The organism is Pseudomonas sp. A2, from assembly GCF_023100865.1.
Classification (GTDB): Bacteria; Pseudomonadota; Gammaproteobacteria; order Pseudomonadales; family Pseudomonadaceae; genus Aquipseudomonas; species Aquipseudomonas asiatica.
In genome coordinates this window covers 1,526,267-1,550,661 of sequence record NZ_CP039127.1, presented here as the reverse complement: position 1 = coordinate 1,550,661, position 24,395 = coordinate 1,526,267, and the positions used below count along the sequence as shown (strand labels likewise).

Below are 24,395 nucleotides of genomic sequence, written 5' to 3'. Positions count from 1 at the left end.
GGTCATTTCTCGTGTATTTCCGTAAGCATGCGAGCCACACCCAGGCGCCAGTCTGGCAGGTTCAGGGCAAAGGCTTGCTGCAGTTTATGGGTGTCCAGACGCGAGTTGGCCGGCCGCTTGGCCGGGGTCGGGTAGGCGTCGGTGGTCAATGGGTTGACCTGTTCGGCGTGGGCTTTCAATGGCACACCTAGGGCCGCTGCCTGCTCCAGCACGTAACGGGCGTAGCCGCACCAGGTGGTTTCGCCGGCCGCCGCCAGGTGGTACAGGCCGGCCAGGGCCGGGTCGCGGCGGGTGGCGGTGATGGCGTGGGCGGTGATGTCGGCGATCAGTTCGGCACCGGTCGGGGCGCCGTGCTGGTCGTCGATCACGCCCAGGCTGTCGCGTTCCGCGGCCAGGCGCAGCATGGTCTTGGCGAAGTTGTTGCCGCGTGCGGCATACACCCAGCAGGTGCGGAAGATCAGGTGCTGGCAACCGGCGGCCTGGATGGCCTGTTCGCCGGCCAGCTTGCTTTCGCCATAGGCATTCAGTGGGCCGACGCTGTCGTCTTCGCGCCAGGCTTGAGTGCCCTGCCCCGGGAACACGTAATCGGTGGAGTAATGCACCAGCAATGCTCCGCAGTCGGCGGCGGCGCGGGCCAGCACGCCGACGGCTTCGGCGTTTACCTTGAAGGCTTGTTCGCGGTCGCTCTCCGCCTTGTCCACGGCAGTGTAGGCGGCGGCGTTGACGATTACATCGGGGGCGTAGGCGCGCACGGTTTCGGCCAGGCCCGGCAGATTGGCCAGTTCGCCGCAGTGTGCCTGGCTGCGGGAATTGAGCGCCAGCACCTGGCCCAGTGGGGCCAGGCTGCGCTGCAGCTCCCAACCTACCTGGCCGTCCTTGCCCAGTAGCAGAATCTTCATGCCGAACGCCCTGCGTAGTTTTTCTCGACCCAGTCGCGGTAGCTGCCGGACTGTACGTTCTGCACCCACTCCTGGTTGTCGAGGTACCAGGCCACGGTCTTGCGAATGCCGGTTTCGAAGGTTTCGGCAGGCTTCCAGCCCAGTTCGCGCTCGAGCTTGCGGGCGTCGATGGCGTAGCGGCGGTCATGGCCTGGGCGGTCGGTCACGTAGGTGATCTGCTCGGCGTAGGGCTTGCCGTCGGCGCGGGGGCGCAGTTCGTCCAGCAGGGCGCACACGCGGTTGACGATTTCCAGGTTGGGCTTTTCGTTCCAGCCGCCCACGTTGTACACCTCGCCGGTCTTGCCGGCTTCCAGCACGCGGCGGATGGCGCTGCAGTGGTCCTTGACGTACAGCCAGTCGCGAATCTGCTGGCCGTCGCCGTATACCGGCAGCGGTTTGCCAGCCAGGGCGTTGACGATCATCAGCGGGATGAGTTTTTCCGGGAAGTGGTAAGGGCCGTAGTTGTTCGAGCAGTTGGTGGTCAGCACCGGCAGGCCGTAGGTGTGGTGGTACGAGCGCACCAGGTGGTCGCTAGCGGCCTTGCTGGCCGAGTACGGGCTGTTGGGCTGGTACTGGTGGGTTTCGGTAAAGGCCGGTTCGCCGGCGGCCAACGAACCGTAAACTTCGTCGGTGGACACATGAAGGAAGCGAAAAGCCTTGCGCGCCGGCTCATCCAGGCCACCCCAATACGCGCGTACCGCTTCCAGCAGGCGGAAGGTGCCGACGATGTTGGTTTCGATGAAGTCTTCCGGGCCGTGAATCGAGCGGTCGACGTGCGACTCGGCGGCAAAGTTGACGATGGCGCGCGGCTGGTGGGTTTTCAGCAGCTGTTCCACCAGCGCGGAATCACCAATGTCGCCATGCACGAAAATGTGCCGCGCGTCGTCTTGCAGGCTGCTAAGGGTCTGCAGGTTGCCTGCGTAGGTGAGTTTGTCGAGATTGACCACGGGCTCGTCATTGCCGGCCAGCCAGTCCAGCACGAAGTTCGCGCCAATGAAACCCGCACCACCAGTTACCAGAATAGTCATCGTTCAGTTCTTCCCAATTCCCGCGTTCAAACTTCACAGCGTTTGAAGTTCATGTAGGCGTTCCTGTATCGGCACCGCCGTTCATTTTGTAAGTGCAGCGTTCAGGGCTCCATGCGCCGGCGCTGGTACAGCCAATCCACAATTTCGCCGCCAGGCACATAGCCGCTTACGGTGTCACGCAGCAGCTGTCGCACGGTGGCAAAGTCATCTTCCGCAGTCGCCGCGCGCAGGGCATCAAGGCGCTGCTTCAGCACATCCCAGGGCAGGTAGTCCTCGTGGGCGCTCATGATCATGGGGTGGCGGGTGGCAATCACGTTGTCCCCGATCAGCAGCTCTTCGTACAACTTCTCGCCCGGGCGCAGGCCGGTGAAATTGATGGCGATGTCGCCCAGCGGGTTGCGCTCGGAGCGGATGCTGAAGCCGGACAGGTGAATCATCTTCTCCGCCAGCTCCACGATCTTCACTGGTTCGCCCATGTCCAGCACGAACACATCACCGCCCTGCCCCATGGAACCGGCCTGGATCACCAGCTGCGCGGCCTCGGGGATGGTCATGAAGTAGCGGGTGATTTTCGGGTGGGTCACGGTCAGCGGCCCACCGGCCTTGATCTGCTTGTGGAACAGCGGAATAACCGAGCCCGACGAGCCCAGCACGTTGCCGAAGCGCACCATGGTGAAGCGGGTCTTGTTCACCTGCGAGACATTGCCGGTTTCGCCCATCAGTACCGGCGCCAGCTCACGGCTAAGGGCCTGTAGCACCATTTCGGCCAGGCGCTTGGTACTGCCCATCACGTTAGTGGGGCGCACGGCCTTGTCGGTGGAAATCAGCACGAAGTTGGCAACGCCGGCCTGCAGCGCCGCCTGGGCGGTGTACAGGGTGCCGAACACGTTGTTCGACAGGCCTTCGGCAATGTTGTGCTCGACAATCGGTACGTGCTTGTAGGCCGCGGCGTGATACACGGTGTCCACCTGCCAGGCGCGCATCACGTCGAGCATCTTGGCCTGATCGCGGACCGAGCCGAGGATGGGGATCACCTGCACGGCCAGGCCTTCGCGAGTGATGCGTTGCTCCAGTTCGCCGGCAATTGTGTACAGGTTGAATTCGCTGTGATCGAACAACAGCAGGGTGCGCGGTGTCTGCCCGAGGATCTGGCGGCACAACTCGGAGCCGATCGAGCCGCCGGCACCGGTCACCATCACTGTCTGGTCGATGATGCAGTGCTGTAGCAGGTCGCCTTGCGCCGGCACCGCGTCGCGTCCCAGCAGGTCGGCAATGTCCACTTCCTGGATGTCGTCCACCTTGACCCGGCCACTGGCCAGGTCCATGAAGCCGGGCACACTGCGCACGTGCAGCGGGTAGCCTTCCAGCAGGTTGAGAATTTCGCGGCGACGGCTGCGGCTGACCGAGGGCAGCGCCAGCAGGATTTCTTCGGCGCCGGTATCGTCGATCATGCGTTGCAGCTGTTCCGGCTGGTACACCTGCAGGCCGGCGATCACCCGGTCGGTGATGCTGGCATCGTCGTCGATGAACGCTACCGGGCGCATGGCCTTGCCCATGCGCAGCGCCGCCACCAGCTGGTTACCGGCCGAGCCGGCGCCGTAGATGGCCACCCGTGGCAGGCCGTCGTCGCGGTTGGCAAAGGGCACGTGCTGCACGGCAGTGGCAAACCAGTCGCCGAGGAAGTACTGGCGCATGGCCAGCCGCAGGCCGCCGACCATGATCAGGCTCAGCCACCAGTAGTTGAAGGTGATCGAGCGCGGCACCACGTTCTGGTGGTTGCTGGCCCAGTAGATGATGAAACCGAGGATCAGCGCCGACAGGGTCACCGCCTTGATGATGGCGATCAGTGCGTCATTGCCGAAATAGCGCATCACCGCACGGTAAAGACCAAAGCGGATGAACAGCGGGATCGAGATGATCGGCGCCGTGATGAACAGCCAGGTGTGATCACGGACAGGGTTGGCCAGGTCATCGATGCCCAGGCGCACGACAAACGCCAGCCACAGCGCGAACCAGACCAGAATTACATCGGTCACTACCTGGATCAGCCGTTTGTGGCGTCGAGGTAGTCCAAGCAGTCTTGAGCGCAGCTTATCCATAGAACCTCTGAGAGTGTTGCAAAGTGACATGTCTAGCGTCTTCTTTCTATCACTCTAGCTAGTGTTCGAGTTCACCGGCGCGCCAGCGCACGGCCAGAAACGCCAATGGCAGGTAGGCGATGATCACGCCCAACACGCCGTCCAGGCCCAGCAACAGCACACACAAGGCCACCGGCAGCAGCCAGAACAGGTTGAGCCCGGCCACAGCCAAGGTTACCGGCAGGTGCTTGCCATAGTGGCGCGAGGCGAACTGGTAGGCGTGACTGCGGTGCGCTTCGTACACCTTGTCGCCGCGCAGCAGGCGGCGGATCAGGGTGAAGGTAGCGTCGACCACGAACACGCCCAACAGGATCAGCCAGCACCAGAACAGCTGCGGCGCGGCCCAGGCCGCTTGCAGCGACAAGCCTGCCAGCACGATACCAAGGAAGCCACTGCCAGCGTCACCCATGAAGATCCTGGCCGGCGGGAAGTTCCAGAACAGGAAGCCCAGCGTGGCCGCAGCCAGCAACAGTGGCAGCACCATCAACTGTGGCACACCAGCCAGGGCCGAGAGCAGCACCATACCCAGGCAGGCGGTCACCGCTTCGACGCTGGCGATGCCGTCGATACCGTCCATGAAGTTATACAGGTTGAGCATCCACACGCTGTAGAACGCGGCCAGGATGTAGCCGAACCACTGCAGGTCCAGGGTAAAGCCGAACACCTGCAGCGGCGCCAGGCCACCCAGCCAGTACAGCATCCAGGCGGCTGCGGCGAAGTGGCCAAGCAGGCGCCAACGGGCAGCGATGTGGCCGTGGTCGTCCATGAAGCCGATTACTGCGATCAGTGCCCCAGCCCCGCCGATGGCAACCAGTGCCGGCAGCGGCACAGCGCCCGCCAGGCCCAGCAGCGGCAAGCAGCCAAGAAAGCTCAGCACAATGGCCACACCGCCACCGCGTGGGGTTGGCACGGTGTGCGAACTGCGTGCGTTGGGCACATCGATGATCTGCTTGTTCAGGGCGTAGCGCCGCAGCACTGCGGTCAAAAGCAGGGATGCCCCTGCGACCAGGGGGATAAGCCACCATGCCATCATTTGTCTTGCTCTTTCAGAAAGTTGAGTGCCGTGGCACGCAGTGCCTGGTCGACATCCAGCGGGGGCTTCCAGCCCAGCAGCTCACGGGTTTTGCCAATGTCTACCTGCAGCGAGCCGCACAGGCGCTGAGCCAGCCCGGCCTTGCCGGCCAAGGTGGCCGCGCCCTTCAACCAGGCTGCGGGCACGGGCAACAACCTGGCTGGCTTGCCCAGCGCCTTGCCCAGCCGTTGCAGCAGTTCGGTGGTGGACAGGTCGTGGCCGTCGCTTGCCAGAAAAGTCTGGTTGGCGGCGGCCGGGTGGTCGATGCAGGTCACCAGCAGGTCCACCAGGTTGTCCAGCGCCACCAGGCTGCGTTTGTTGTGGATGGCGCCGAACGGCAGCGGCACGCCTTTGCTCAGCCAGTTCATCATGCTGCGGAAGTTGGCTTTCACGCCTGGACCATACACCAGCACCGGGCGCACGATCACCACTTCCAGCCCGGTTTCAGCCGCCAGTTGGCGCAGGCCGTCTTCGGCTTCGCGCTTGGAGATGCCGTACGGGTCCGAAGGCGCGGGGGTTTCATCGGCGGTGAACGGCTGGCGGCCGTTGGTGGTTTCGCCGTTCACCTTCACCGAACTTACAAAAATGAAGCGCCGCACACCGGCCTGAGCGGCGGCTCGGGCCAGGCTCAGGGTACCTTCCACATTTACCCGGCGGAACTCGGCCAGCGGATCGGCGGCGGTTTCCTGCATTACGTGCACGCGGGAGGCCAGGTGGATTACGGTGTCGACCTGCTCGAAATGCCCGGACGCAACATCCACCGCCGCCAGTTCGCTGAATGGCCGGTAGTCGACGCCCGCCAGCCGCTGGCCAGGCGCTTGCCGTACCAGCGCGCGCGGCGCCCAGCGTGTGTCTGCAGCAAGCCGCTGCAGCAACACCTTGCCGACAAAACCGCTACCGCCAGTGGCCAGGATACCTGGCCGTTGCCCGTTGCCTTGCTCGGCCATCAGCCTCTCCCCACCCGGCCCAGCAGGCGGGTGAACACGCTACGGTACTGGTCTGCCACCACCGACCATCGGTAACGGCGGTTGGCAATTTCATGCAGGCGCGCCGACAGTTGCGCACGGGCGCCTTCATCGGCAAACAGGGCTTGGGCGTGGTTGCGCAGCGAGGTGCTGTCGGCAAAGTACAGCGCCTGGTCTTCGGTGGTGGCGCGGTTGAACGACACATCGAAGGCCACCACCGGCAGGCCCAGCCACATGGCTTCGACAAGCGACGGGTTGGTGCCGCCGGCGCTGTGTCCATGCAGGTACACCGTGGCATTGCTGCGCAGCGGGCTCAGTTGCTCCACGTCGTAGATCGGGTCCAGCAGGTGAATATTGCTTACACCTTCGTATTGCTTGCGCAGTTGCACGCCATATTCGCTGTGATTCCAGTTGCCGATGATCGCCAGCGGCATGCCAGAGCCGGCGAAGGCCTCGAGAATGACATGGATGTTGTTCTCTGGCTCGATGCGGCACACCGTAAAGGCATAGGACGCACCAAGGAACGGGTAAGCCTGGCGGGCTTGCTCGGTTGGCTCGCCGGCCCGGGCCTGGTCGCCACCGTAAGCAATCAGTTCGCTAGGCTTGTTGTATTCGGCGGTCACGTATTCTTGCAGCACCTTGTTGTCGGTGATGACCGCATGGGCAAAACGCACAGCCACCGCTTCGGACAACTTCAGGAACCAGCGGGCGAAGTTGGACCACTTGGCGCGTTTCCATTCATAGCCGTCAATGTTCACCACGATAGGCTTGCGGGTCAGCAGGCGCATGAACGGCAGGGCAATGCAGCCGGAAACCCCCAGAATCAACATCAGGTCATGCTTGCGGTAGGCATGCAGCATGCTCAGTACATCGTACGGAATGCTTTGCACGCCATTGGCCTTGAGGTTCAGGTAGACCAGGCGGGCGCGCTCGAAAAACTTCGGGCGCTGGGGGTAATGCGGCGCACTGCAATACACGGTGAGTTCGCAGTCACCCGGCAGGTTGCGCACCAATTGTTCGGTCAATGTTTCCCACCCCCCGTATTGGGCGGGTAAACCGACCGTACCAATCACTGCAATCTTATAAGTCATCAAACACCATCACGATATTCTTCTGGAAGTTGGCGGTGGAAAACTCACTCGCTTTCCTGCGTGCGCGCTCGGACAGCTCCTGGCACACCTGTGGGTCCTGCGACAGGCGCGCAACGGTGCGCACCAGTTGTTCATGGTTCTTCGAATCGATCTGGTAACCCTCTACCCCGTCGCTGACCAGTTCGACCGGGCCGCCTACCGGGGGCACGATAGTCGGGATGCCGAAGGCCATCGCCTCGAGAATGGTCAGGCCAAAGGTTTCGACGCAGCTGTCGACGCGAGACAGATTCATTACCAAGCTGGCGCTTGAGTAGAACCGCCCCACATCCGAAGTGGCAGAGTGAAGATCCAGGTTTTCGGGTACCGCCAGGTTCTTGAAATAGTCGTCCACCTCACCCTGGCTGGCGCTAAGAACCAATGAGAACTTCACCTGACGTTGGTCAACCATAGCCGAGGCCAAATCCACAAATTCGTTAACGCCCTTGTAAGCCTTCAAGGACGTCAACATCAAGACGTTAAACTGCCCATGATGCAGGTGCTTATAAACGGTGGAAACAGCTTGGCGCTGAAAGGATTCGGCCAGACCGTTGTAAACCGTGATCCCAGGCACGCCCACAATCGCATCATTTTGCTGCAGGTATTTTGAAACATATAGAACTTTGCTGGCACAGTAACCTATAACCCAACGGAGAAATTTTTTGAGCACAGCCGGTTTGATCGACGTCTCGTGCAGGTGATAGACCACGGTCGCGCCCCGAACTTTTCCAGCCAGGGCTGCGCCAAACGGCATCATTGTGTTGACCAGAACTACCGCACCTGGCCGCAAGCGCCTGAAAAGGACAAGAAACAGAGCGAACTGGGACCAGAAATATGCCAGTAAAGTCAGCCACCGATTGCCGAAACGCCTGTACGTATACTTATAAGCGGGAACATCCAGCTCATCCAATACGCCTCGTCCATTGCTTCCGACATACACGCTGCATGCGTGCCCCCGCGACTGTAAAGCGGAGATGGTCTGCCCCAGCATACGCGGGCTGCCGCTGTAATCATTCAGTAGGTGGGCACAATGTAACTGCTTCCCGGCGCTACTTCTTTGCTCTTCGTTCATTTCGCCAACTCCCTAGTGACAAACAATGCCTTCAAGAAAGACAGGCGACGGTAAGCCACGGCCTTGCGCACAGCGGCATACAACAGATAGGTATTCAGCAAGCCACGGATTGCCAACGAGTGCGATTCGAAACTGATACGCAGGCCGAATACCATCTCCTCAAACCGAAACAAAGCGCGCGCAGGAGTATCGGCGCTGTGCTCAGACAGGTCATGTGCAATCGTCACATCCAGCACGCAGGCTTTAGGAAATACCTTTTCATAGCGAATAAAAAAGTTGCTGTCGGTGGCATAAAAGCGTAAGCGCTCATCATAAAACGGAGACATGCGCTGGTAGCAGGCTTTGGTGAAGATCAAACCGCTATTGATACCCACAAGGTTCTTTGAAGGGACTACGCCGGGGGTGACGGAGGGTGTCAAACGGCCCTTGAATTGCCAACGTGCTCCTGGGCTGACCAATTGGTTGTTACTGACCATCATTGGCAGGTATACACCAACCTGATCACCATCATGCGTGTTGAGCACTTGCTGAATCTGTTCCAGGCAGTGGGAAAGGCTTACATCCGAATAGTTGGTATCATCGTCCGAGATCATGAACAGGTCGACCCCGGCGGCAAACGCCTGTTCGGCCACCTGGTTGTAGACCACCGAAAGCCGCTGGTTGTCCGCCTCGTACCAGCGCACGCCTGGGCACGGCTGCGCCACGCCTGGGGAGTTGTTCCAGACGTACAGCTGCAGGTCGATACCCTCGTCATGCAACAGCGCCTGCTGCGCGAGCAGTGACTGCAGGGCAATCGAGTCCTGGCTAGTTTTCCGATACAGAACGATCAGGACTGCCAGGCTCAACTTTTGTTCTTCTGTTTTCACCAATGATCACCATCACCACGATCGCGAAAATGTAGAGGACAACACTGTTCGTATAGGACTGGAAAAAGAACGAGCTCAGGAAGAACGGGTAGCTGGCAATCACGAAGTTGCCCAGGCCGTTTTTCCAGGAGCTGGCATGGGCCCTGTCCCGGACGATGAACGTCACCAGCTTGTGATACCAAAGGATCAACCCGGCCATGATCAACAGGCCGACCCAACCACAGGTGGCCAGCAGGTTGAGCCAGAACGAATCGAACCAGTGCGGCTGGCCCGGGCCCACCGCGCCAAAGCCATAGCCCATGGGGTGCGCGCTCAGCACCTCAAACATGTGCAGCCACTGCCGCTCGCGGTCCAGTGCCGACAAGTCACCGGTGTAGCCCATCGACAGGTAGGCGAAAATCGCTGCGGTCAGACCCACGAACTGCAGGTAGCCCAATAGCGAGATCAGCCAGGCCGTACGCAGTACCCGGGCCGCCACCAGCATCGAGCAGATGCACACCAGGCCGATCATAGCCGTACGCACCGAACCGATCACAATCAGCCCGCACAGCAGCAGGAAGGCAACACTCAGCAGCAGGCGCCGGGTTAACGACCAGTTGCGCCCGCTGAGCAACACGGCCAGGGTCATGGCGGCGGTATTGAGGATTACCGCAGAAAACTCCAGCGTGCCGGTAAAGAAGCCGGAAACCCGCGGCAGCCCGTCACGCATCGAGTTGTAGGGTTGCAGCTCATAGCCTTTGGCGGTAAGCAGCGGCCAGTACCAGAACTGCTCGGCCGAGACGATGGTCAGGTACTGGTAAAACGCATACACGCCGGTAAGTACGCTCATCGCCAGCACCGACCAGTACACATGGCGCAGCTTTTTCTCGGTCGACACCGCGTGGGCCCAGATGGCCACTGCCATGCCGACGAACACCGGCACGGCCAGTGCGCGGAACATGCGCACCGACGACGCGCTAAGGTCGCCAAACAGCAGATACAGGAAGACGAAGAACAGCACGACCAGCAACCACCGCCCGACTTCGAGGTTGACCATGCCACGTGCCGTTACACTAGCCAGCACCCGCAGCAGCAGCCACATGATCATCAGCAGGCTGAGCATTTCTCGCCAACCGGCAAACACACTGCCCAGCCCCAGCGTCAACACGACGAAGTCGCTGAAGAACAGCAGGCAGAACAGCACGCCGATAAAGATCCTGATCACACTCACCCTCGCGCTCTGGTCAGCCTGGCCAGCCGGAACAGCACGACCTTGATCAAGAGTTTGATTCTCGGCACCCAGGCGTAGGCAAACAGCGTTCGCAACGCCAGGTTCGTGTCTATGCGGCACAGGGCGTCGAAGACATCCGCAGGGATCATGCTAGTGACCTTACCTGTCGGTTTCATGAAATCGAGGTTGCCCGTCCACGGCAACATGGCTGCCAGTTCGTTCTCGCTGAATTCGCCCCGCTCGATGCAAGCCAGGTAACGCGCTTTCACCGACTCCAGCGAGTTGACCCGCTGCACCGCTTCCACCACCGAGGCACTGGGCCGGGGTTGTTCGATGCTGGCCAGTAGCTGGTCGATGCTAGCCACCTTCAGGCCGTCTGCCGGGGAATAGCCCTGAATCGGCGCCACCAGCCCCACGCAACGCCGGCCCTTGAGCAATTGCTCTGCGAACGCCGTGCCACCGGGTATAGGGTAGCTGTCCAGGTAGAAGTCGGCTTTTTCCGCAAAGGCCAGGTAGTCCTTGTACGGCAGGTGACGGCGGATGAAGAAGCGCTTGGGGTAGCGCAGCTTCACTGTCCACCACCAGGTGTTGGTCAGGGGGTTGGCACCGATGATCCAGCACTCGGCATTGGGGAAACGCTGAAGAATCGCCGTGATCGACGGACGCATGTCCAGGCCGCCGTGGGGCTTGTACTTGGCCGCCGAGGCAGCGCTGAACACCTTGATCCGCTCGTGGGTTGGCACGGCATCCGGCACTTTGGCGCCGCTGGTCTCGATCGGGATCGCCAGGAAGCTCTTCTGGCAGGTGAGGTGCTTTTTCTTGTCCAGGTGGTGCCCGTAGGCGCTGATCTCGAAATACACGTCGGCCACCGACGCGCCAAAGCTGAACACGTGGTCGGCATGATTGACGAAATACACTGTCAGCGCGGCGCCTCGTTGTTGCTTCAGCAGGCCGCAGGCGACGGTGGTGATGATGTCGTCCGGGTGAATGTGCAACACCACCTTGTCGTACTGGGCCAGGGTGTCGACGATGGACTGCAGGCGGGCGCACGGGTCATCGCCGCGCGCCACCTCGATATGGGCGAAATAGCCTGCCAGGCGTTCGAGCACCTGGGGCTTGGCGCTGCGCGCGACCAGCAGGTCCACAGGCCCCTCGTGCATGTGCGCCAGGCGCTCCATCAGCCGGGTGTGCCCGCCTTGCATATAGGGTTCGCTGACCACATGCAGGCAGCCGCGCGATATGCTGCTGACAGCCGGCAGCGTGACCTGGCTGGCGCATCGGGCCACCAGGTGGCGCTCCAGCGCGGTGGCATCATAAATACCCAGGTCCACCGCCCAGAGCAGTGCCCCATAGACCTGCGCCTGCACCAATGCCTGGGCAGGTTCAGCGCCAAGGATGCGCCCATGTAACTGTTCGATGACGTCCTTCATCTCTACTCAGCTCCGCGCCGTATCGCCAACAATAATGTGCAAACGACGGAATACCGAGAAATACATCACGACTCCGTACAACAGGTAGTTTGCCGCGTATGCAAGGGTAACTTTTTCATACCCCCACAACTGGGTGAAATAGACCGTCAGAGCATAAAGCGAAAGCGTCGAGAGGACTTCGGTAATCAGATACAACCGGGTGAGTGCCTTGCCGAGCATCAGGTAGGCCATCAACCAACTGATGACCTTCAAGCTGTCCCCTACCATCTGCCATGCGAACAGCTCACGCATGGGCAGGAATGACGCTGAGAAAAGGACATGGATGATGAAGTCCCTGAGCAGGTAGATAACCAGGCCGGCAGCAATGGTCAGGGGCAGGATGAGCTTGTATCCCTGAATGATTTCCCGACGAAGTTCACCTGCATCTGAAAGCTCCGAGAGCCTCGGCAGGTAATAGACCGCAAGCGTCGTGGTGATCAACATGAGATAGGCCGTGCTCAACCGCCACATGGCCTCCCAGTAACCAGCGTGATCCCAGCCGAACTCCGCCCCCAGGTAATCCCGGATGAACACATGGCAAACGGGCAGAGAACATGCTGTCACAACGGCCATGAGGGCAAACTTTGCCAGCCGGGACAAGGACTGCTTGTCCAGCGCCCCGATGAAATCTGAGAGGCGGAACCATGATGTGCGCATGCAGATGACCAAGGTGGCCACGAAGCTCAACGACTGGTACACAGCCAGCGAAACCAGCGCACCGTACAACCCCAGCCTAATGGTCAGGGCACAGGTCACCACCAGCGATATCAGGCTGCCAAAAATATTGGCAAGCACGTAGCGCTGAACGTCTTTCTTGCCGTTCAGAATGCCCAGCAGCAAAGAGTTGAAAGCAAAAAATACCAAGGTAGCGGCAAACCACACCAGCACCGGGGCGAGTTTTTCGTCGTTGAAAAACCAACCTGCCAATGGTGCCCGCATGGCCACGATCAGCACTGCCAATACACACGAAACCAGCAGTGACAGCGTCCCGGCAGTTCGCCAGATCCTGTGTTGTTCGTCCGGCCGATCAGCAAACTCCGCCGTGTACTTGGTTACCCCTGTGCTGACAGCGCCGCTGGCCAGTGTCGTGAACATGGTAACGGCATTCTGCAATTGCCCGATCGCTGCGTAACCCGCTGGCCCTACATAAAGGGCCAGCACCTTGTTGAGCCCCAGCAATGTCGCCATCTTTACAAAAACAGCAATAGCATTCAGCAGACTGGTCTTGATCAACGTCATGTATTATTGCCCGGACACAGTAAAACTGTTGCAGGCATCGATGACCGTCTGAATATCCGCGTCGCTCATGGTGGGGTCGACAGGCAGGCTGAGCACTTCATCATGAATTTTTTCAGTCAGCGGCAGGCTCAAACCGTTGTACTGACTGTAAGCCTGCTGCCTGTGAGGCGGGATTGGGTAGTGAACCAGCGTCTGTATCCCTTGCTCGCGAAGATGTTGCTGCAAATCGTTTCTGTGCGGCGTGCGTACTACATACAGATGCCAGACATGCTCCTCGACAACACTATTTTGCGGCTGGACGATTTGAGCATTTTGAATGCCCGCGCGGTAGCACGTGGTGATGTGCCGGCGCCGGCTGATTTCTTCACCCAGATACTTGAGCTTCACGTCCAGCATAGCCGCCTGGATCTCGTCCAAACGACTGTTCACTCCGACGTACAAGTTCTTGTACTTCTCATGGGAGCCGTAGTTTCTGAGGGCGCGCAGCACTTCCGCCAACTCGGCATCCGAGGTGGTTATCGCCCCGGCATCGCCGAGCGCACCCAGATTCTTGCCCGGATAGAAGCTGAAGCCCGAGGCATTCCCCCAGCTCCCCGCCCGCTTGCCATCGATTGAGGCACCGTGAGCCTGGGCCGAGTCTTCGAGTACCAGCAAACCGTATTCGGCGGCAATCTCGGTGATCGCCTTCATGTCTGCAATTTGCCCATACAGGTGTACCGGCAGGATGACGCGCGTCTTGTCGGTAATAGCCTGGCGTATGAGGGAGGTATCAATATTGAAGGTTGCGGGGTCAGGTTCGACGAGCACAGGCTCCAGCCCACTGGCGGTGATCGCCAGGATGCTCGCAATGTAGGTATTGGCCGGGACGATGACTTCATCACCCTGCTTCACCCGCCCCAGCTGTTTCCAGGCAGTCAAGGTCAACGTCAGCGCATCGAGGCCATTTGCCACGCCAATGCAATGAGCGGTACCGCAATAAGCGGCAAAGTTGCTTTCAAAGCGGGCCAGAGCGCTACCGCCGATGTACCAGCCGGAATCGATGACATCGGCACACGCTTGCAACAATTCTTCGCGGTACTGTTTATTGACGGCCTTGAGATTCAGGAAATCAACCATGCTCTAGCTCCCTTATTATTTTTGCCGGATTACCCACTACCACGCAGTAATCAGGTACATCCTTTGTCACGACGGCACCGGCACCTACCATGGCATGTCGACCAATCGTGACGCCCGGGAGCAATGTTGCGTTTGCACCGATGCTGCAGCCTTCCTTCAGCACCGTGACTTCGTAAGCCTCGGGGTAACACTTGGAGCGCGGTACTCTGTCGTTGGTGAATGTAGCATTGGGGCCAATGAAGACATTGTCCTCGATCACGAGCCCCTCCCACAGAAACACACCACTTTTCACAGTGACGTTGTCCCCGACTACAACCCCTCCTTCGATCAAGGTGTGGGCGCATATGTTGCAGTTGCTGCCAATTCGCGCACCTTTGAGGATGACCGCGTATTGCCAGACTCTGGTTTTTTCACCGATGGCATCGGTTTGTACATCGGCCAAGGCATGAATGCTAGGCATGGGCGATCAGCCTCTTGAAGTCATCGTAACTGCGAATGTAATCACGCTCGTCGTAGGTTTCACTGGCGATGACCATGAGTACGCAGTCTTCACTGAAATCATGCATTTCACGCCAGACCATATTCTTGATCAGCAAGGCTTTCTGTGGCGCGTCAAGCATATGGTCGACTCGGCCGGTACCGTCATCCAGGGTCATGCGGCAACTGCCGGCCAGGCAGATTATCAGTTGCTGGAGATCCCGGTGGGCATGGAAGCCGCGGCTGACGCCGGCCTTGGTACCGAAGATGTAGTAGACGCGACGGATGGCAAACGGGATATTCAACGCCTTTTCAATACTGATCAGGCTCCCGCGATCATCACCAATGATCGGTAGTACCAAGTCTTCCGCCTGCCCTTTCAGGATCAGCGGTGGCAAGTCAGCCTCGGCAAGGGTTGGCGCAATCGCATCCTTGTCACTGATCAGCAGCCCCTCCAGCTCTGGCCATTCGATGGCAAGGTCCGGGTCATTCCAGGCAATGCTGCGTTCATGCTCTTTGGAATAGACATTGGTCGTGCGGTACTGAAACACCGTATCTTCTTCCAGCGCGATAAAACCATGGGCGAAGCCTTCAGGCACCCACATCATCTTGCGGTTGGCCGCCGACAGTTCCATGCCTACCCACTGCCCGAAGGTAGGGGAGCCTTTTCGAATATCCACTGCCACGTCGAACACTGCGCCCTTGACTACGCTTACCAACTTGCCTTGGGCAAATGGATAAAGCTGATAGTGCAAGCCGCGCATGACGCCCTTTTTGGATAAAGAGCAATTTTCCTGAACAAAAGAAGGCGGAAGGGTAATACCTTGCGCACTGAGCAAGGCATGAAACTTAGGCTCGCTATAAGACTCATAGAACCAGCCCCTGTCGTCCTCGAAAACGGTAGGTTCAAAAACGACTACGTCCGAGATATTTGTTTCTATGAGCTTCACGCAACCAGCCTCTTGTTGAAATTTATTACTATCAGTTCGACTCTTCCCGCAGCATACAGGCTCGGGGGGGGCGGGGTAGCTCACACGCGCCCCAGACGACGCTCTCTTTCAGTAGATACCAGGTGGGTAAATGCGGCCAGGAGCACACCGAGTACCAGCCCTGCGAACACACCCCCTACGACAATAAGCAATTTGCGCAGCCGGACCGGGGTATCAGGCACCTCGATGGCACCATCCTGCTGAAACACCTCGATCACGGCCGGGTTCAGCTGCAGGTTGCGGTAGAAGTCGAGTTTCTCCTGGAGCTCCCGCAAACCGGCGACGAATGGGTCATCAGACTCCCGCGTGCGAAGGTTTGCAAGCTCTGCCTCAAGGGCCTGGCTACCGCGCATGTAGGTCAGTGCGCCCTGCATGCCGCCAGAAACCTCAGTATCCATGCCACTGGCAATGATGGGGGGCTTGCTCAGGTTCACTGCCTTGGCAACTTTCAGCGCCTCTTCAAGGCGGGCAATTTGATCTTCCCGCTGCTTGTGCGCCGCATCTCGTGCGCTGCGGATCTGTTGCTCCAGGTTCTTGACCAGCACCTTCACTTCAGTATCGGCATCTTCAACCAGCGTCTTTTTAGCAAGGTCGCTGGCCATTTCCGAAAAACGCGTTACCCACTTCACACTCATCTTGGGGTCGTCGCTTAACGCCCTGATCAAAAAGCGCTCGGCACTATCTCCCGCCACAGCCCCCACAGTCAATACCTTGCCAAACTGGTCATAAAGTGCATCTTGAGAGCCTTGGCGGGCGACCTCTGGCAAATTTGGCAAATAGACCGCGCGAAAAAACTGGCGCCGCAGTGACTCGGATTGCAGGGAACGCAGGTAAATCTGATAAACATCTTTGGGTGTAAACGCTTTGAGGCCGCTGGCTTCAGTGCGGCCATAGTTCAACTGGGCAATATCATTCTTGGTAGGTGGCAATATAAAAGACTTGGCCTCATACATCGGCGTCTTTAGCCAAACATAAACAAGAGTAGCTGCAGTAACTAAAACAACGCACGAAAGGATGAGCAGTTTACGACTCCACAAGGCATGCCAGAGTTCGAGAACATCAACTTCGTCATTTTCGACTCCGGGACTACGTTCATTTCGCATTTGTTCTCGTTTTCCTTAGATCCGGCCAATTGCATGATTCCTATGCCAGCTCGGCTTAGCCTTGGCTGCAGCTGACCTGACGAAAGACCAGCTGAAGCTAAGCGTAGCGGCATTTTGCTCATCCACCGCAGACCGCTCGAAACGACCTACAGCTTTAGCACTTATCCGATCTAAGAGAAAGATACCGTCAACAAAGTTCCGCCGCCGCCCCACGAGCCGACGGCCTGCGGCTCGCTACTGGGCAACCATGACGTCGACCTCCCTACCGCCGCACTTGCTTAATGCTTCGGCCAAAGCTGATTTCGCCCGAGCTTCTCCATGTACCAGCACAACCTTCCTTGCGGCTTTCGCACCATCCAGCGCGAAGCTCACCAACCCCTGCTGATCCGCATGACCAGAGTAGCCCGGCAAGGTTACGACTTTTGCGCGCACCTCATACATCCGCCCATCCAGATCAATCTGCACAAACCCTTCCGCCCCTTCGCTGGCCTGTATCACCGCGCCCGGCGTGCCCTTGGCCTGGTAACCGACAAACATCACCTCGTGCCGCGGATCCCCGAGCATGGCCTTGAGGTAATTGACGATGCGCCCACCCGAACACATGCCATTGCCGGCAATCACGATCGCCGGGCGCCCGGTGCTCTTCAGGTAATTGACCACCTGCTGGTGGCGGGCATGGGTGTCCACGCTGATCAACTGGCTGAAGCCAAGCGGGTCGCGCCCTTCGGCCAGGCGTGCCCTGGCTTCGGCATCCCAGTACTCGTGCAACTCCCGGTACACACCGGTAATGCGCTGGGCCAGTGGCGAGTCAAGGATGATGGGCAGCTGTGACCAGTCGAGCGGGTCGCCCTCTGAGGCCGGGCCGGCCTTGTTCAGCAAGGCCTTGCGATGAAGAATACCTTCGAGCTCGTACAGCAGCTCCTGGGTGCGGCCCAGACTGAAGGCCGGAATGAGCAGCGTGCCCTGGTCGGCCAGAGCGCGGTCGATGGCCGCTTCCAGCCGCTGCTGCCGGTCGCCTGCAGGCGGGTGCAGGCGGTCGCCGTAGGTACTTTCCAGTACCAGCACATCGGCCCGCTCCGGGGGCACCACAGGGCGCAGCAACGGGTTGCCACCGGCGCCCAGATCACCGGAGAACACATATCGGGTATTGGCTTGTTCACGCTGCACATCGCATTCGACATAGGCCGAACCCAGCAGATGACCAGCGCGCTGCAGGCGAATGCGGCAACTGAGGCCGGGGCGCTCGACCAGGGTGTGCCACTGCTCGAAAGGCACGGGCTTGATCAGGTCGCGGATGAACTCCAGATACCTCGCCACATGGGCGGGCTCACTGCTGATACTCAGTTTGTAGGCATCTTCCAGCACCAGTGGCAGCAGCCGGGCGGACGGCTCGCTGCACAGGATGGGGCCACGGTAGCCGGCAGCCAGCAGTGCCGGGATGCGGCCAACGTGGTCGAGATGCACATGGGTGATGACCAGGGCCTGGATGCCGTGCACATCGAAACCGAGCGGCGCCGATGCTGCGCCTGGCGCTGCCTCGGCGCCCTGCTCCAGGCCGCAGTCGATCAGCAGGCTGGTGGACAGGTCGAGGTGCAGTTGATGGCAGGAGCCAGTGACGCCGCGGGTGCCACCATGATGGGAAAGGACGGGATATTCCATGCTGCGCACACTCGCCTGGGCCGAAAATGAAGTGCGTTATTACTCCATGACGGCCGGCACTGGCATAGGTGAGACTTTCCTAAAAGGATGTAGGAAATACCCTTAGTTACCGCTCAACGCTGCCTGGCGGGCAGAAGCCCTGATCTTGCGCTTGCTGCGCTGCACGCCGTACGCACCCAGCAATGGCCCGACTGCCAGGCCAATGACCAGGGCGGCCAGAACCAGCACGGCGACAGGCATGGCCGGGGCGGCCCAACCGAACAGAACCAACGAGACGGTTTGCTGGTTCTCCAGCACGAAGAACAGCACCACAGCCGCCAACAGCAGCACGAACACCGCCGCCAGGGCGCGCTTGAGGTTACGCATCAGATTGCTCCTTGTGGAATCAGGTGTGGGCCTCATGCTCTTCTTCATTGACCCGGTCGCGCAACTCTTTGCCGGGCTTGAAGTGCGGCACGAACTTGCCTTCGAGGCTGACCGACTGGCCGGTCTTCGGGTTGCGGCCTACGCGAGGGGCGCGATAGTGCAGCGAGAAGCTGCCAAAACCGCGAATCTCGATGCGATCGCCGGTGGCAAGGCATTGTGACATCTGCTCAAGCATGGTCTTGATGGCAAGCTCCACGTCCTTGGACGAGAGCAGCCCCTGATGGGTGACAATACGTTCGATCAGCTCCGACTTCGTCATATTTTTCCCTTCGTTATCAAGCAGCTAGATCATTGCTTAACCAGTTTGTAGCACGCTGGGAGGGATTTGAACAGGGCGGTTCTTGACTTAATAAAAAAATTCAAGATTGAAGTTTTACAGGAATGGTCTAGCTGGCGGGGGCTGGAGGCGTGCGGCCAGGGGGTTGCGGTGACGCGGAGATCAAGCGCTGCCCGCGCGGCGCATCGCGAGCTGCGCTCGCTCCTACGTTTGTTTCGGACCAGTCATTCCCGGGGGATTGCGCGCAAACGCCTTGGCGCATGTCTCGATATCGCGTGGAACAAACTCTGCCAGACGCCACATAACCCACGACGAACAACACAAACCTGAATCCACGCCAAAAAAAAGGGCGACCCGAGGGTCGCCCTTTTTTACCGATCAAACAGAACTCAGTTCTGCTTGGCCATTGCTTCGCGCAGCAGCGCAGCCATGGTGGTGTCGGCAGCCGCTTCCGGAGCGTTTTTCAGGCTCTGGATGGCTTCGCGCTCTTCAGCGTCGTCTTTCGATTTGATCGACAGGCTGATAACGCGGGACTTGCGGTCAACGCTGATGATCTTGGCTTCGATCTCTTCGCCTTCCTTCAGGACGTTACGCGCGTCTTCAACGCGGTCACGGCTGATTTCGGAAGCTTTCAGAGTAGCTTCGATGTCGTCGGCCAGGGTGACGATGGCGCCTTTGGCGTCAACTTCTTTCACGATGCCTTTGACGATAGCGCCCTTGTCATTGACAGCAACGAAGTTGGAGAACGGATCGTCTTCCAGCTGCTTGATGCCCAGGGAGATGCGCTCGCGCTCTGGGTCGACCGACAGGATGACGGTTTCCAGCTCGTCGCCCTTCTTGAAACGACGTACGGCTTCTTCGCCGGTTTCGTTCCAGGAGATGTCGGACAGGTGAACCAGGCCGTCGATGCCGCCGTCCAGACCAATGAAGATACCGAAGTCGGTGATCGACTTGATGGTACCGGTGATCTTGTCACCCTTGTTGAACTGGCCGGAGAAGTCTTCCCATGGGTTGGACTTGCACTGCTTGATGCCCAGGGAGATACGACGACGCTCCTCGTCGATGTCCAGAACCATGACTTCCACTTCGTCGCCAACCTGAACGACTTTCGACGGGTGGATGTTCTTGTTGGTCCAGTCCATTTCCGAAACGTGTACCAGACCTTCAACGCCTTCTTCCAGCTCAGCGAAGCAGCCGTAGTCGGTCAGGTTGGTAACGCGAGCCTGTACGCGAGTACCTTCTGGGTAACGGGCAGTGATAGCTACCCACGGATCTTCGCCCATCTGCTTCAGACCCAGCGAAACGCGGTTGCGCTCGCGGTCGAACTTCAGAACGCGTACGTCGACTTCGTCGCCAACGTTAACGATTTCCGATGGGTGCTTGATGCGCTTCCAAGCCATGTCGGTGATGTGCAGCAGGCCGTCGATACCGCCCAGGTCCACGAAGGCGCCGTAGTCGGTGAGGTTCTTGACGATACCTTTGACTTGTTGGCCTTCCTGCAGGGTTTCCAGCAGGGCTTCGCGCTCGGCGCTGTTCTCGGCTTCCAGCACGCTGCGACGGGAAACGACAACGTTGTTGCGCTTCTGGTCCAGCTTGATGACCTTGAATTCCAGCTCTTTGCCTTCCAGGTGGGTGGTGTCGCGCACAGGGCGGACATCAACCAGGGAGCCCGGCAGGAACGCACGGATGCCGTTAACGTCGACAGTGAAGCCGCCCTTAACCTTACCGTTGATAACGCCCTTGACCACTTCTTCGGCGGCGAAAGCTGCTTCCAGAACAATCCAGCACTCGGCGCGCTTGGCTTTTTCACGGGACAGCTTGGTTTCGCCAAAGCCGTCTTCGACCGCGTCCAGCGCAACGTGAACTTCGTCACCGACCTTGATGGTCAGCTCGCCAGCTTCGTTGTAGAACTGCTCGAGCGGGATGACGCCCTCGGACTTCAGGCCAGCGTGTACGGTAACCCAGTCGCCGTCGATGTCGACAACGATACCGGTGATGATGGCACCCGGCTGAAGATTGAGGGTTTTCAGGCTTTCTTCAAAGAGTTCTGCAAAGCTTTCGCTCATTTTAATTCCTGTAGATTCGGGCGAAACAGACGCCCATAGCCACATTCCAGACAATGTGGGTTTGTTTTAAGTAAAGGAAAGCCTGCAGGACGTTGACTGGTGCCCCTGCCTGCTTTCCTGGCTATCAGAGAAGGTCGCGCAGTGCGATCTCGCTCCTGATACGTTGCAACACCTGCTCGATGGACAACTCGGTAGAGTCCAACTGAATGGCATCGACCGCTGGCTTCAGCGGGGCCACTGCACGTTGGGTGTCGCGCTCATCACGCGCACGAATCTCATCCAGCAGACTCGACAGACTAACATCTTCACCCTTGCCCTTCAACTGCAGGTAGCGGCGACGCGCCCGCTCCTCCGCGCTGGCGGTGAGGAAGACTTTCAACGGCGCGTCCGGGAACACCACGGTGCCCATGTCGCGGCCGTCGGCAATCAGGCCCGGCGCCTCGCGGAATTCGCGCTGGCGCACCAGCAGTGCATCACGCACGGCCGGCAGCGAAGCAACCATCGAGGCACCGGCACCGACGGTCTCGGTGCGGATGACGTTGCTGACGTCCTCGCCCTCGAGGATGATCTGTTGCAGCTTACCGGGCTCGGCGGCGATGAACTGCACATCCAGATGGGCGGCAAGCTTGGTCAGCAGCTCTTCGTTGGTCAGGTCGACGCCGTGGTTGCTGGCGTTGAACGCCAGCAGACGGTACAGCGCGCCAGAGTCCAGCAACCTCCAGCCCAGCTCGCGGGCCAGCAGCCCGGCGACCGTGCCCTTGCCCGAACCGCTTGGCCCGTCGATGGTGATGACCGGCGCCAGGGCACTCACGACTTGCCCTCTTCGGCCACGCGGATGCCCACTTCGGCACACAGCGCCAGGAAGTTGGGGAACGAGGTGGCAACGTTGGCGCAGTCGTGGATGCGGATCGGCGCGCTGGCGCGCAGCGAGGCCACACTGAAGGCCATGGCGATACGGTGGTCACCGTGGCCATGCACTTCGCCGCCGCCCAACTGGCCGCCGTCGATGATGATGCCGTCCGGGGTCGGCTCGCACTTGATGCCAAGGGTGATCAGGCCGTCGGCCATGACCTGGATACGGTCGGATTCCTTCACCCGCAACTCTTCGGCACCACGCAGCACGGTACGCCCTTCGGCGCAGGCAGCGGCGACGAACAACACCGGGAACTCGTCGATGGCCAGTGGCACCAGCTCTTCAGGGATGTCGATACCCTTCAGCTTGGCACCGCGCACACGCAGGTCGGCCACCGGTTCGCCGCCGACTTCACGCTGGTTTTCCAGGGTGATGTCGCCGCCCATCAGGCGCAGGATGTCGATCACGCCGGTACGGGTCGGGTTGATGCCAACGTGTTCCAGCACCAGTTCGGAGCCTTCGGCGATGGACGCCGCCACCAGGAAGAACGCCGCCGAGGAAATGTCGGCCGGTACTTCGATACGGGTAGCAGTTAGCTTGCCGCCGGACTGCAGCGAGGCCACCGGGCCGTTGCTTTCGACGCTGTAGCCAAAGCCGCGCAGCATGCGCTCGGTGTGGTCACGGGTTGGTGCAGGCTCGGTGACGGTGGTCTTGCCTTCGGCGTACAGGCCGGCCAGCAGCAGGCAGGATTTGACCTGGGCACTGGCCATCGGCAGCGTGTAGGTCAGCGCCTTGAGCTTGTGGCCACCGCGGATGGTCAGCGGCGGGCGGCCTTCAGGGCCGGTCTCGACCACGGCACCCATTTCGCGCAGCGGGTTGGCCACACGGTTCATCGGGCGCTTGGACAGCGAAGCGTCGCCGGTCATGGTCACGTCGAACGGCTGGCCGGCCAGCAGGCCCGACAGCAGGCGCATCGAGGTACCCGAGTTGCCCACATACAGCGGCCCGGGTGGTGGCTTGAGGCCGTGCAGGCCGACACCGTGAATGGTCACGCGACCGTGGTTCGGGCCTTCGATGACCACACCCATGTCACGGAATGCCTGCAGGGTCGCCAGCGCGTCCTCACCTTCGAGGAAGCCTTCGACCTCGGTGGTGCCTTCGGCCAGCGAGCCGAGCATGATCGAGCGGTGGGAAATCGACTTGTCGCCCGGTACGCGGATTCGCCCGGACAGGCGGCCACCCGGTTGGGCCAGGAAAATCAGATCGTTGGCGTTCATAGCGTCCACATAGGCCCGGCGGGCCAGGATTTTACTGAAATGCTCGCGGGCAACGCGTGCGCGGGTGAATACACCCAGCAGCTGGTGCCCGTCCCCTTCAGCGATCGCGTCGCGCAAGGCGTCGAGATCGCTGCGATATGTATCAAGCGTGCGCAGGACAGCGTCGCGGTTGGCGAGAAAGATGTCGTGCCACATGGTCGGGTCGCTGCCAGCGATTCTCGTGAAATCGCGGAAGCCTCCCGCAGCGTACCGGAAGATTTCGAGGTTTTCATTGCGCTTGGCCAGTGAATCGACCAGGCCGAAGGCCAGCAGATGCGGCAAATGACTGGTGGCGGCAAGCACTTCGTCGTGGCGTTCGACCGACATGTGCTCCACATCGGCGTCCAGCGCGCGCCACAAGCGGTCGACCAGGGCCAGGGCGGCCGGGTCGGTTTCGGCCAGCGGCGTGAGGATGACCTTGTGCCGGCGGAACAGGGTGGCGTTGGAGGCCTCTACCCCGCTCTGCTCGGAGCCGGCGATGGGGTGGCCGGGGACGAAGCGCGGCAAGCGCTCCCCAAAGACCGCCCGCGCCTCACGCACGACGTTGCCCTTGGCGCTGCCGACGTCGGTGATGACGGCAGCGCCAAGGTCGAGCTTGGCCAGGCGGGCCAGGACTTTTTCCATGGCCAGGATCGGCACAGCCAACTGGATGACATCGGCACCGACACAAGCGGCGGCAAGGTCTTCTTCGCAGCGATCGACCACGCCCAGCACCACAGCCTGCTTGCGCGAGGGGGCGTCCAGGTCGACACCGACCACTTCGCGGCACAGGCCGCTTTCACGCAGGCCCTTGGCGAACGAGCCACCGATCAGGCCGAGGCCGACTACGACCAGGCGGTTGATGATTGGCGCGGGTTTGGTTGTTACTGCTTTTACCACTGGTGCGAACCCTGTTCAGAAATCTAGACAGCCTGTGAGGGCCATTGGGGCTGCCTTGCAGCCCATCGCGGCACAAGGCCGCTCCTACAGGGGCCAGTACAGTTTCGAGG

At 60.1% G+C, this 24,395-nt stretch carries 21 protein-coding genes and 1 pseudogene; all 22 read right to left on the bottom strand.

Annotated features, from left to right (window positions below):
• Positions 1–2: 2 nt before the first annotated feature.
• The 22 genes and pseudogenes from rfbD to E5221_RS07130 all read right to left on the bottom strand — a co-directional run bounded on the left by rfbD (position 3) and on the right by E5221_RS07130 (position 24,252).
• Positions 3–899: a dTDP-4-dehydrorhamnose reductase gene (gene rfbD / locus E5221_RS07235; RefSeq protein ID WP_247847062.1), complete on the bottom strand. Its 897-nt coding sequence runs from the start codon at positions 897–899 to the stop codon at positions 3–5.
• Positions 896–1,966 carry a dTDP-glucose 4,6-dehydratase gene (gene rfbB, locus E5221_RS07230; RefSeq protein WP_061550843.1) on the bottom strand — a complete coding sequence of 357 codons (1,071 nt, stop codon included), beginning with the start codon at positions 1,964–1,966 and terminating at the stop codon, positions 896–898. Before rfbB ends, rfbD begins: the two co-directional genes overlap by 4 nt.
• A gap of 101 nt (positions 1,967–2,067) precedes the next feature.
• Complete coding sequence (locus E5221_RS07225; RefSeq protein WP_247847061.1) at positions 2,068–4,065, bottom strand: nucleoside-diphosphate sugar epimerase/dehydratase; 1,998 nt, start codon at positions 4,063–4,065, stop codon at positions 2,068–2,070.
• A 58-nt stretch (positions 4,066–4,123) separates the two neighbouring features.
• Positions 4,124–5,137: a glycosyltransferase family 4 protein gene (locus tag E5221_RS07220; protein WP_247847060.1), complete on the bottom strand. Its 1,014-nt coding sequence runs from the start codon at positions 5,135–5,137 to the stop codon at positions 4,124–4,126.
• On the bottom strand, positions 5,134–6,123 hold the full coding sequence (locus E5221_RS07215; protein WP_247847059.1) for an SDR family oxidoreductase: 990 nt from the start codon (positions 6,121–6,123) through the stop codon (positions 5,134–5,136). Before E5221_RS07215 ends, E5221_RS07220 begins: the two co-directional genes overlap by 4 nt.
• The gene (locus tag E5221_RS07210; protein ID WP_282189724.1) at positions 6,123–7,232 is read right to left on the bottom strand and encodes a DUF1972 domain-containing protein; all 1,110 of its coding nucleotides are present in this window, start codon (positions 7,230–7,232) and stop codon (positions 6,123–6,125) included. The genes E5221_RS07215 and E5221_RS07210 overlap by 1 nt, the downstream gene beginning before the upstream one ends.
• The gene (locus E5221_RS07205) at positions 7,222–8,340 is read right to left on the bottom strand and encodes a glycosyltransferase family 4 protein (RefSeq protein ID WP_247847056.1); all 1,119 of its coding nucleotides are present in this window, start codon (positions 8,338–8,340) and stop codon (positions 7,222–7,224) included. Before E5221_RS07205 ends, E5221_RS07210 begins: the two co-directional genes overlap by 11 nt.
• Positions 8,337–9,206, bottom strand: coding sequence for a hypothetical protein (locus E5221_RS07200; RefSeq protein ID WP_236222635.1), 870 nt, complete (start codon positions 9,204–9,206; stop codon positions 8,337–8,339). The genes E5221_RS07205 and E5221_RS07200 overlap by 4 nt, the downstream gene beginning before the upstream one ends.
• Complete coding sequence (locus E5221_RS07195; RefSeq protein ID WP_247847054.1) at positions 9,145–10,410, bottom strand: hypothetical protein; 1,266 nt, start codon at positions 10,408–10,410, stop codon at positions 9,145–9,147. The genes E5221_RS07200 and E5221_RS07195 overlap by 62 nt, the downstream gene beginning before the upstream one ends.
• A 2-nt stretch (positions 10,411–10,412) precedes the next feature.
• The gene (locus E5221_RS07190; RefSeq protein WP_247847052.1) at positions 10,413–11,846 is read right to left on the bottom strand and encodes a hypothetical protein; all 1,434 of its coding nucleotides are present in this window, start codon (positions 11,844–11,846) and stop codon (positions 10,413–10,415) included.
• 6 nt (positions 11,847–11,852) lie between these two features.
• Complete coding sequence (locus E5221_RS07185; protein WP_061550834.1) at positions 11,853–13,124, bottom strand: O-antigen translocase; 1,272 nt, start codon at positions 13,122–13,124, stop codon at positions 11,853–11,855.
• Positions 13,125–13,127: 3 nt separating this feature from the next.
• Complete coding sequence (locus tag E5221_RS07180) at positions 13,128–14,240, bottom strand: DegT/DnrJ/EryC1/StrS family aminotransferase (protein WP_061550833.1); 1,113 nt, start codon at positions 14,238–14,240, stop codon at positions 13,128–13,130.
• Complete coding sequence (locus E5221_RS07175) at positions 14,233–14,700, bottom strand: acyltransferase (RefSeq protein ID WP_061550832.1); 468 nt, start codon at positions 14,698–14,700, stop codon at positions 14,233–14,235. Before E5221_RS07175 ends, E5221_RS07180 begins: the two co-directional genes overlap by 8 nt.
• Positions 14,693–15,079, bottom strand: coding sequence for an FdtA/QdtA family cupin domain-containing protein (locus tag E5221_RS07170; RefSeq protein ID WP_223998121.1), 387 nt, complete (start codon positions 15,077–15,079; stop codon positions 14,693–14,695). Before E5221_RS07170 ends, E5221_RS07175 begins: the two co-directional genes overlap by 8 nt.
• 27 nt (positions 15,080–15,106) lie before the next feature.
• A pseudogene (rfbC, locus tag E5221_RS07165) lies at positions 15,107–15,667 on the bottom strand (dTDP-4-dehydrorhamnose 3,5-epimerase); the annotation flags it as partial.
• Between the two features lie 80 nt (positions 15,668–15,747).
• Positions 15,748–16,809: a Wzz/FepE/Etk N-terminal domain-containing protein gene (locus E5221_RS07160; protein WP_137188617.1), complete on the bottom strand. Its 1,062-nt coding sequence runs from the start codon at positions 16,807–16,809 to the stop codon at positions 15,748–15,750.
• A 234-nt stretch (positions 16,810–17,043) separates the two neighbouring features.
• Positions 17,044–18,468 (bottom strand): MBL fold metallo-hydrolase, encoded by a 1,425-nt coding sequence (locus E5221_RS07155; protein ID WP_247847050.1) that lies wholly within the window; start codon positions 18,466–18,468, stop codon positions 17,044–17,046.
• Between the two features lie 102 nt (positions 18,469–18,570).
• The gene (locus E5221_RS07150) at positions 18,571–18,834 is read right to left on the bottom strand and encodes a lipopolysaccharide assembly protein LapA domain-containing protein (protein WP_016715026.1); all 264 of its coding nucleotides are present in this window, start codon (positions 18,832–18,834) and stop codon (positions 18,571–18,573) included.
• A 19-nt stretch (positions 18,835–18,853) separates the two neighbouring features.
• Positions 18,854–19,153: an integration host factor subunit beta gene (gene ihfB, locus E5221_RS07145; protein WP_013971456.1), complete on the bottom strand. Its 300-nt coding sequence runs from the start codon at positions 19,151–19,153 to the stop codon at positions 18,854–18,856.
• Between the two features lie 407 nt (positions 19,154–19,560).
• Positions 19,561–21,237: a 30S ribosomal protein S1 gene (gene rpsA / locus E5221_RS07140; RefSeq protein ID WP_003252673.1), complete on the bottom strand. Its 1,677-nt coding sequence runs from the start codon at positions 21,235–21,237 to the stop codon at positions 19,561–19,563.
• A 124-nt stretch (positions 21,238–21,361) separates the two neighbouring features.
• Positions 21,362–22,048: a (d)CMP kinase gene (gene cmk / locus E5221_RS07135; RefSeq protein ID WP_003260862.1), complete on the bottom strand. Its 687-nt coding sequence runs from the start codon at positions 22,046–22,048 to the stop codon at positions 21,362–21,364.
• A complete protein-coding gene (locus E5221_RS07130; RefSeq protein WP_247847727.1) occupies positions 22,045–24,252 on the bottom strand; it encodes a bifunctional prephenate dehydrogenase/3-phosphoshikimate 1-carboxyvinyltransferase in 2,208 nt (735 codons plus the stop codon). Before E5221_RS07130 ends, cmk begins: the two co-directional genes overlap by 4 nt.
• Between the last annotated feature and the right edge of the window lie 143 nt (positions 24,253–24,395).

Bases quoted from the DNA above. Each gene is read 5' to 3' on its own strand.
- rfbD (WP_247847062.1), bottom strand. From the start codon at position 899: ATGAAGATTCTGCTACTGGGCAAGGACGGCCAGGTAGGTTGGGAGCTG.
- rfbB (WP_061550843.1), bottom strand. From the start codon at position 1,966: ATGACTATTCTGGTAACTGGTGGTGCGGGTTTCATTGGCGCGAACTTC.
- E5221_RS07225 (WP_247847061.1), bottom strand. From the start codon at position 4,065: ATGGATAAGCTGCGCTCAAGACTGCTTGGACTACCTCGACGCCACAAA.
- E5221_RS07220 (WP_247847060.1), bottom strand. From the start codon at position 5,137: ATGATGGCATGGTGGCTTATCCCCCTGGTCGCAGGGGCATCCCTGCTT.
- E5221_RS07215 (WP_247847059.1), bottom strand. From the start codon at position 6,123: ATGGCCGAGCAAGGCAACGGGCAACGGCCAGGTATCCTGGCCACTGGC.
- E5221_RS07210 (WP_282189724.1), bottom strand. From the start codon at position 7,232: ATGACTTATAAGATTGCAGTGATTGGTACGGTCGGTTTACCCGCCCAA.
- E5221_RS07205 (WP_247847056.1), bottom strand. From the start codon at position 8,340: ATGAACGAAGAGCAAAGAAGTAGCGCCGGGAAGCAGTTACATTGTGCC.
- E5221_RS07190 (WP_247847052.1), bottom strand. From the start codon at position 11,846: ATGAAGGACGTCATCGAACAGTTACATGGGCGCATCCTTGGCGCTGAA.
- E5221_RS07185 (WP_061550834.1), bottom strand. From the start codon at position 13,124: ATGACGTTGATCAAGACCAGTCTGCTGAATGCTATTGCTGTTTTTGTA.
- E5221_RS07180 (WP_061550833.1), bottom strand. From the start codon at position 14,240: ATGGTTGATTTCCTGAATCTCAAGGCCGTCAATAAACAGTACCGCGAA.
- E5221_RS07175 (WP_061550832.1), bottom strand. From the start codon at position 14,700: ATGCCTAGCATTCATGCCTTGGCCGATGTACAAACCGATGCCATCGGT.
- E5221_RS07160 (WP_137188617.1), bottom strand. From the start codon at position 16,809: ATGCGAAATGAACGTAGTCCCGGAGTCGAAAATGACGAAGTTGATGTT.
- E5221_RS07155 (WP_247847050.1), bottom strand. From the start codon at position 18,468: ATGGAATATCCCGTCCTTTCCCATCATGGTGGCACCCGCGGCGTCACT.
- E5221_RS07150 (WP_016715026.1), bottom strand. From the start codon at position 18,834: ATGCGTAACCTCAAGCGCGCCCTGGCGGCGGTGTTCGTGCTGCTGTTG.
- ihfB (WP_013971456.1), bottom strand. From the start codon at position 19,153: ATGACGAAGTCGGAGCTGATCGAACGTATTGTCACCCATCAGGGGCTG.
- rpsA (WP_003252673.1), bottom strand. From the start codon at position 21,237: ATGAGCGAAAGCTTTGCAGAACTCTTTGAAGAAAGCCTGAAAACCCTC.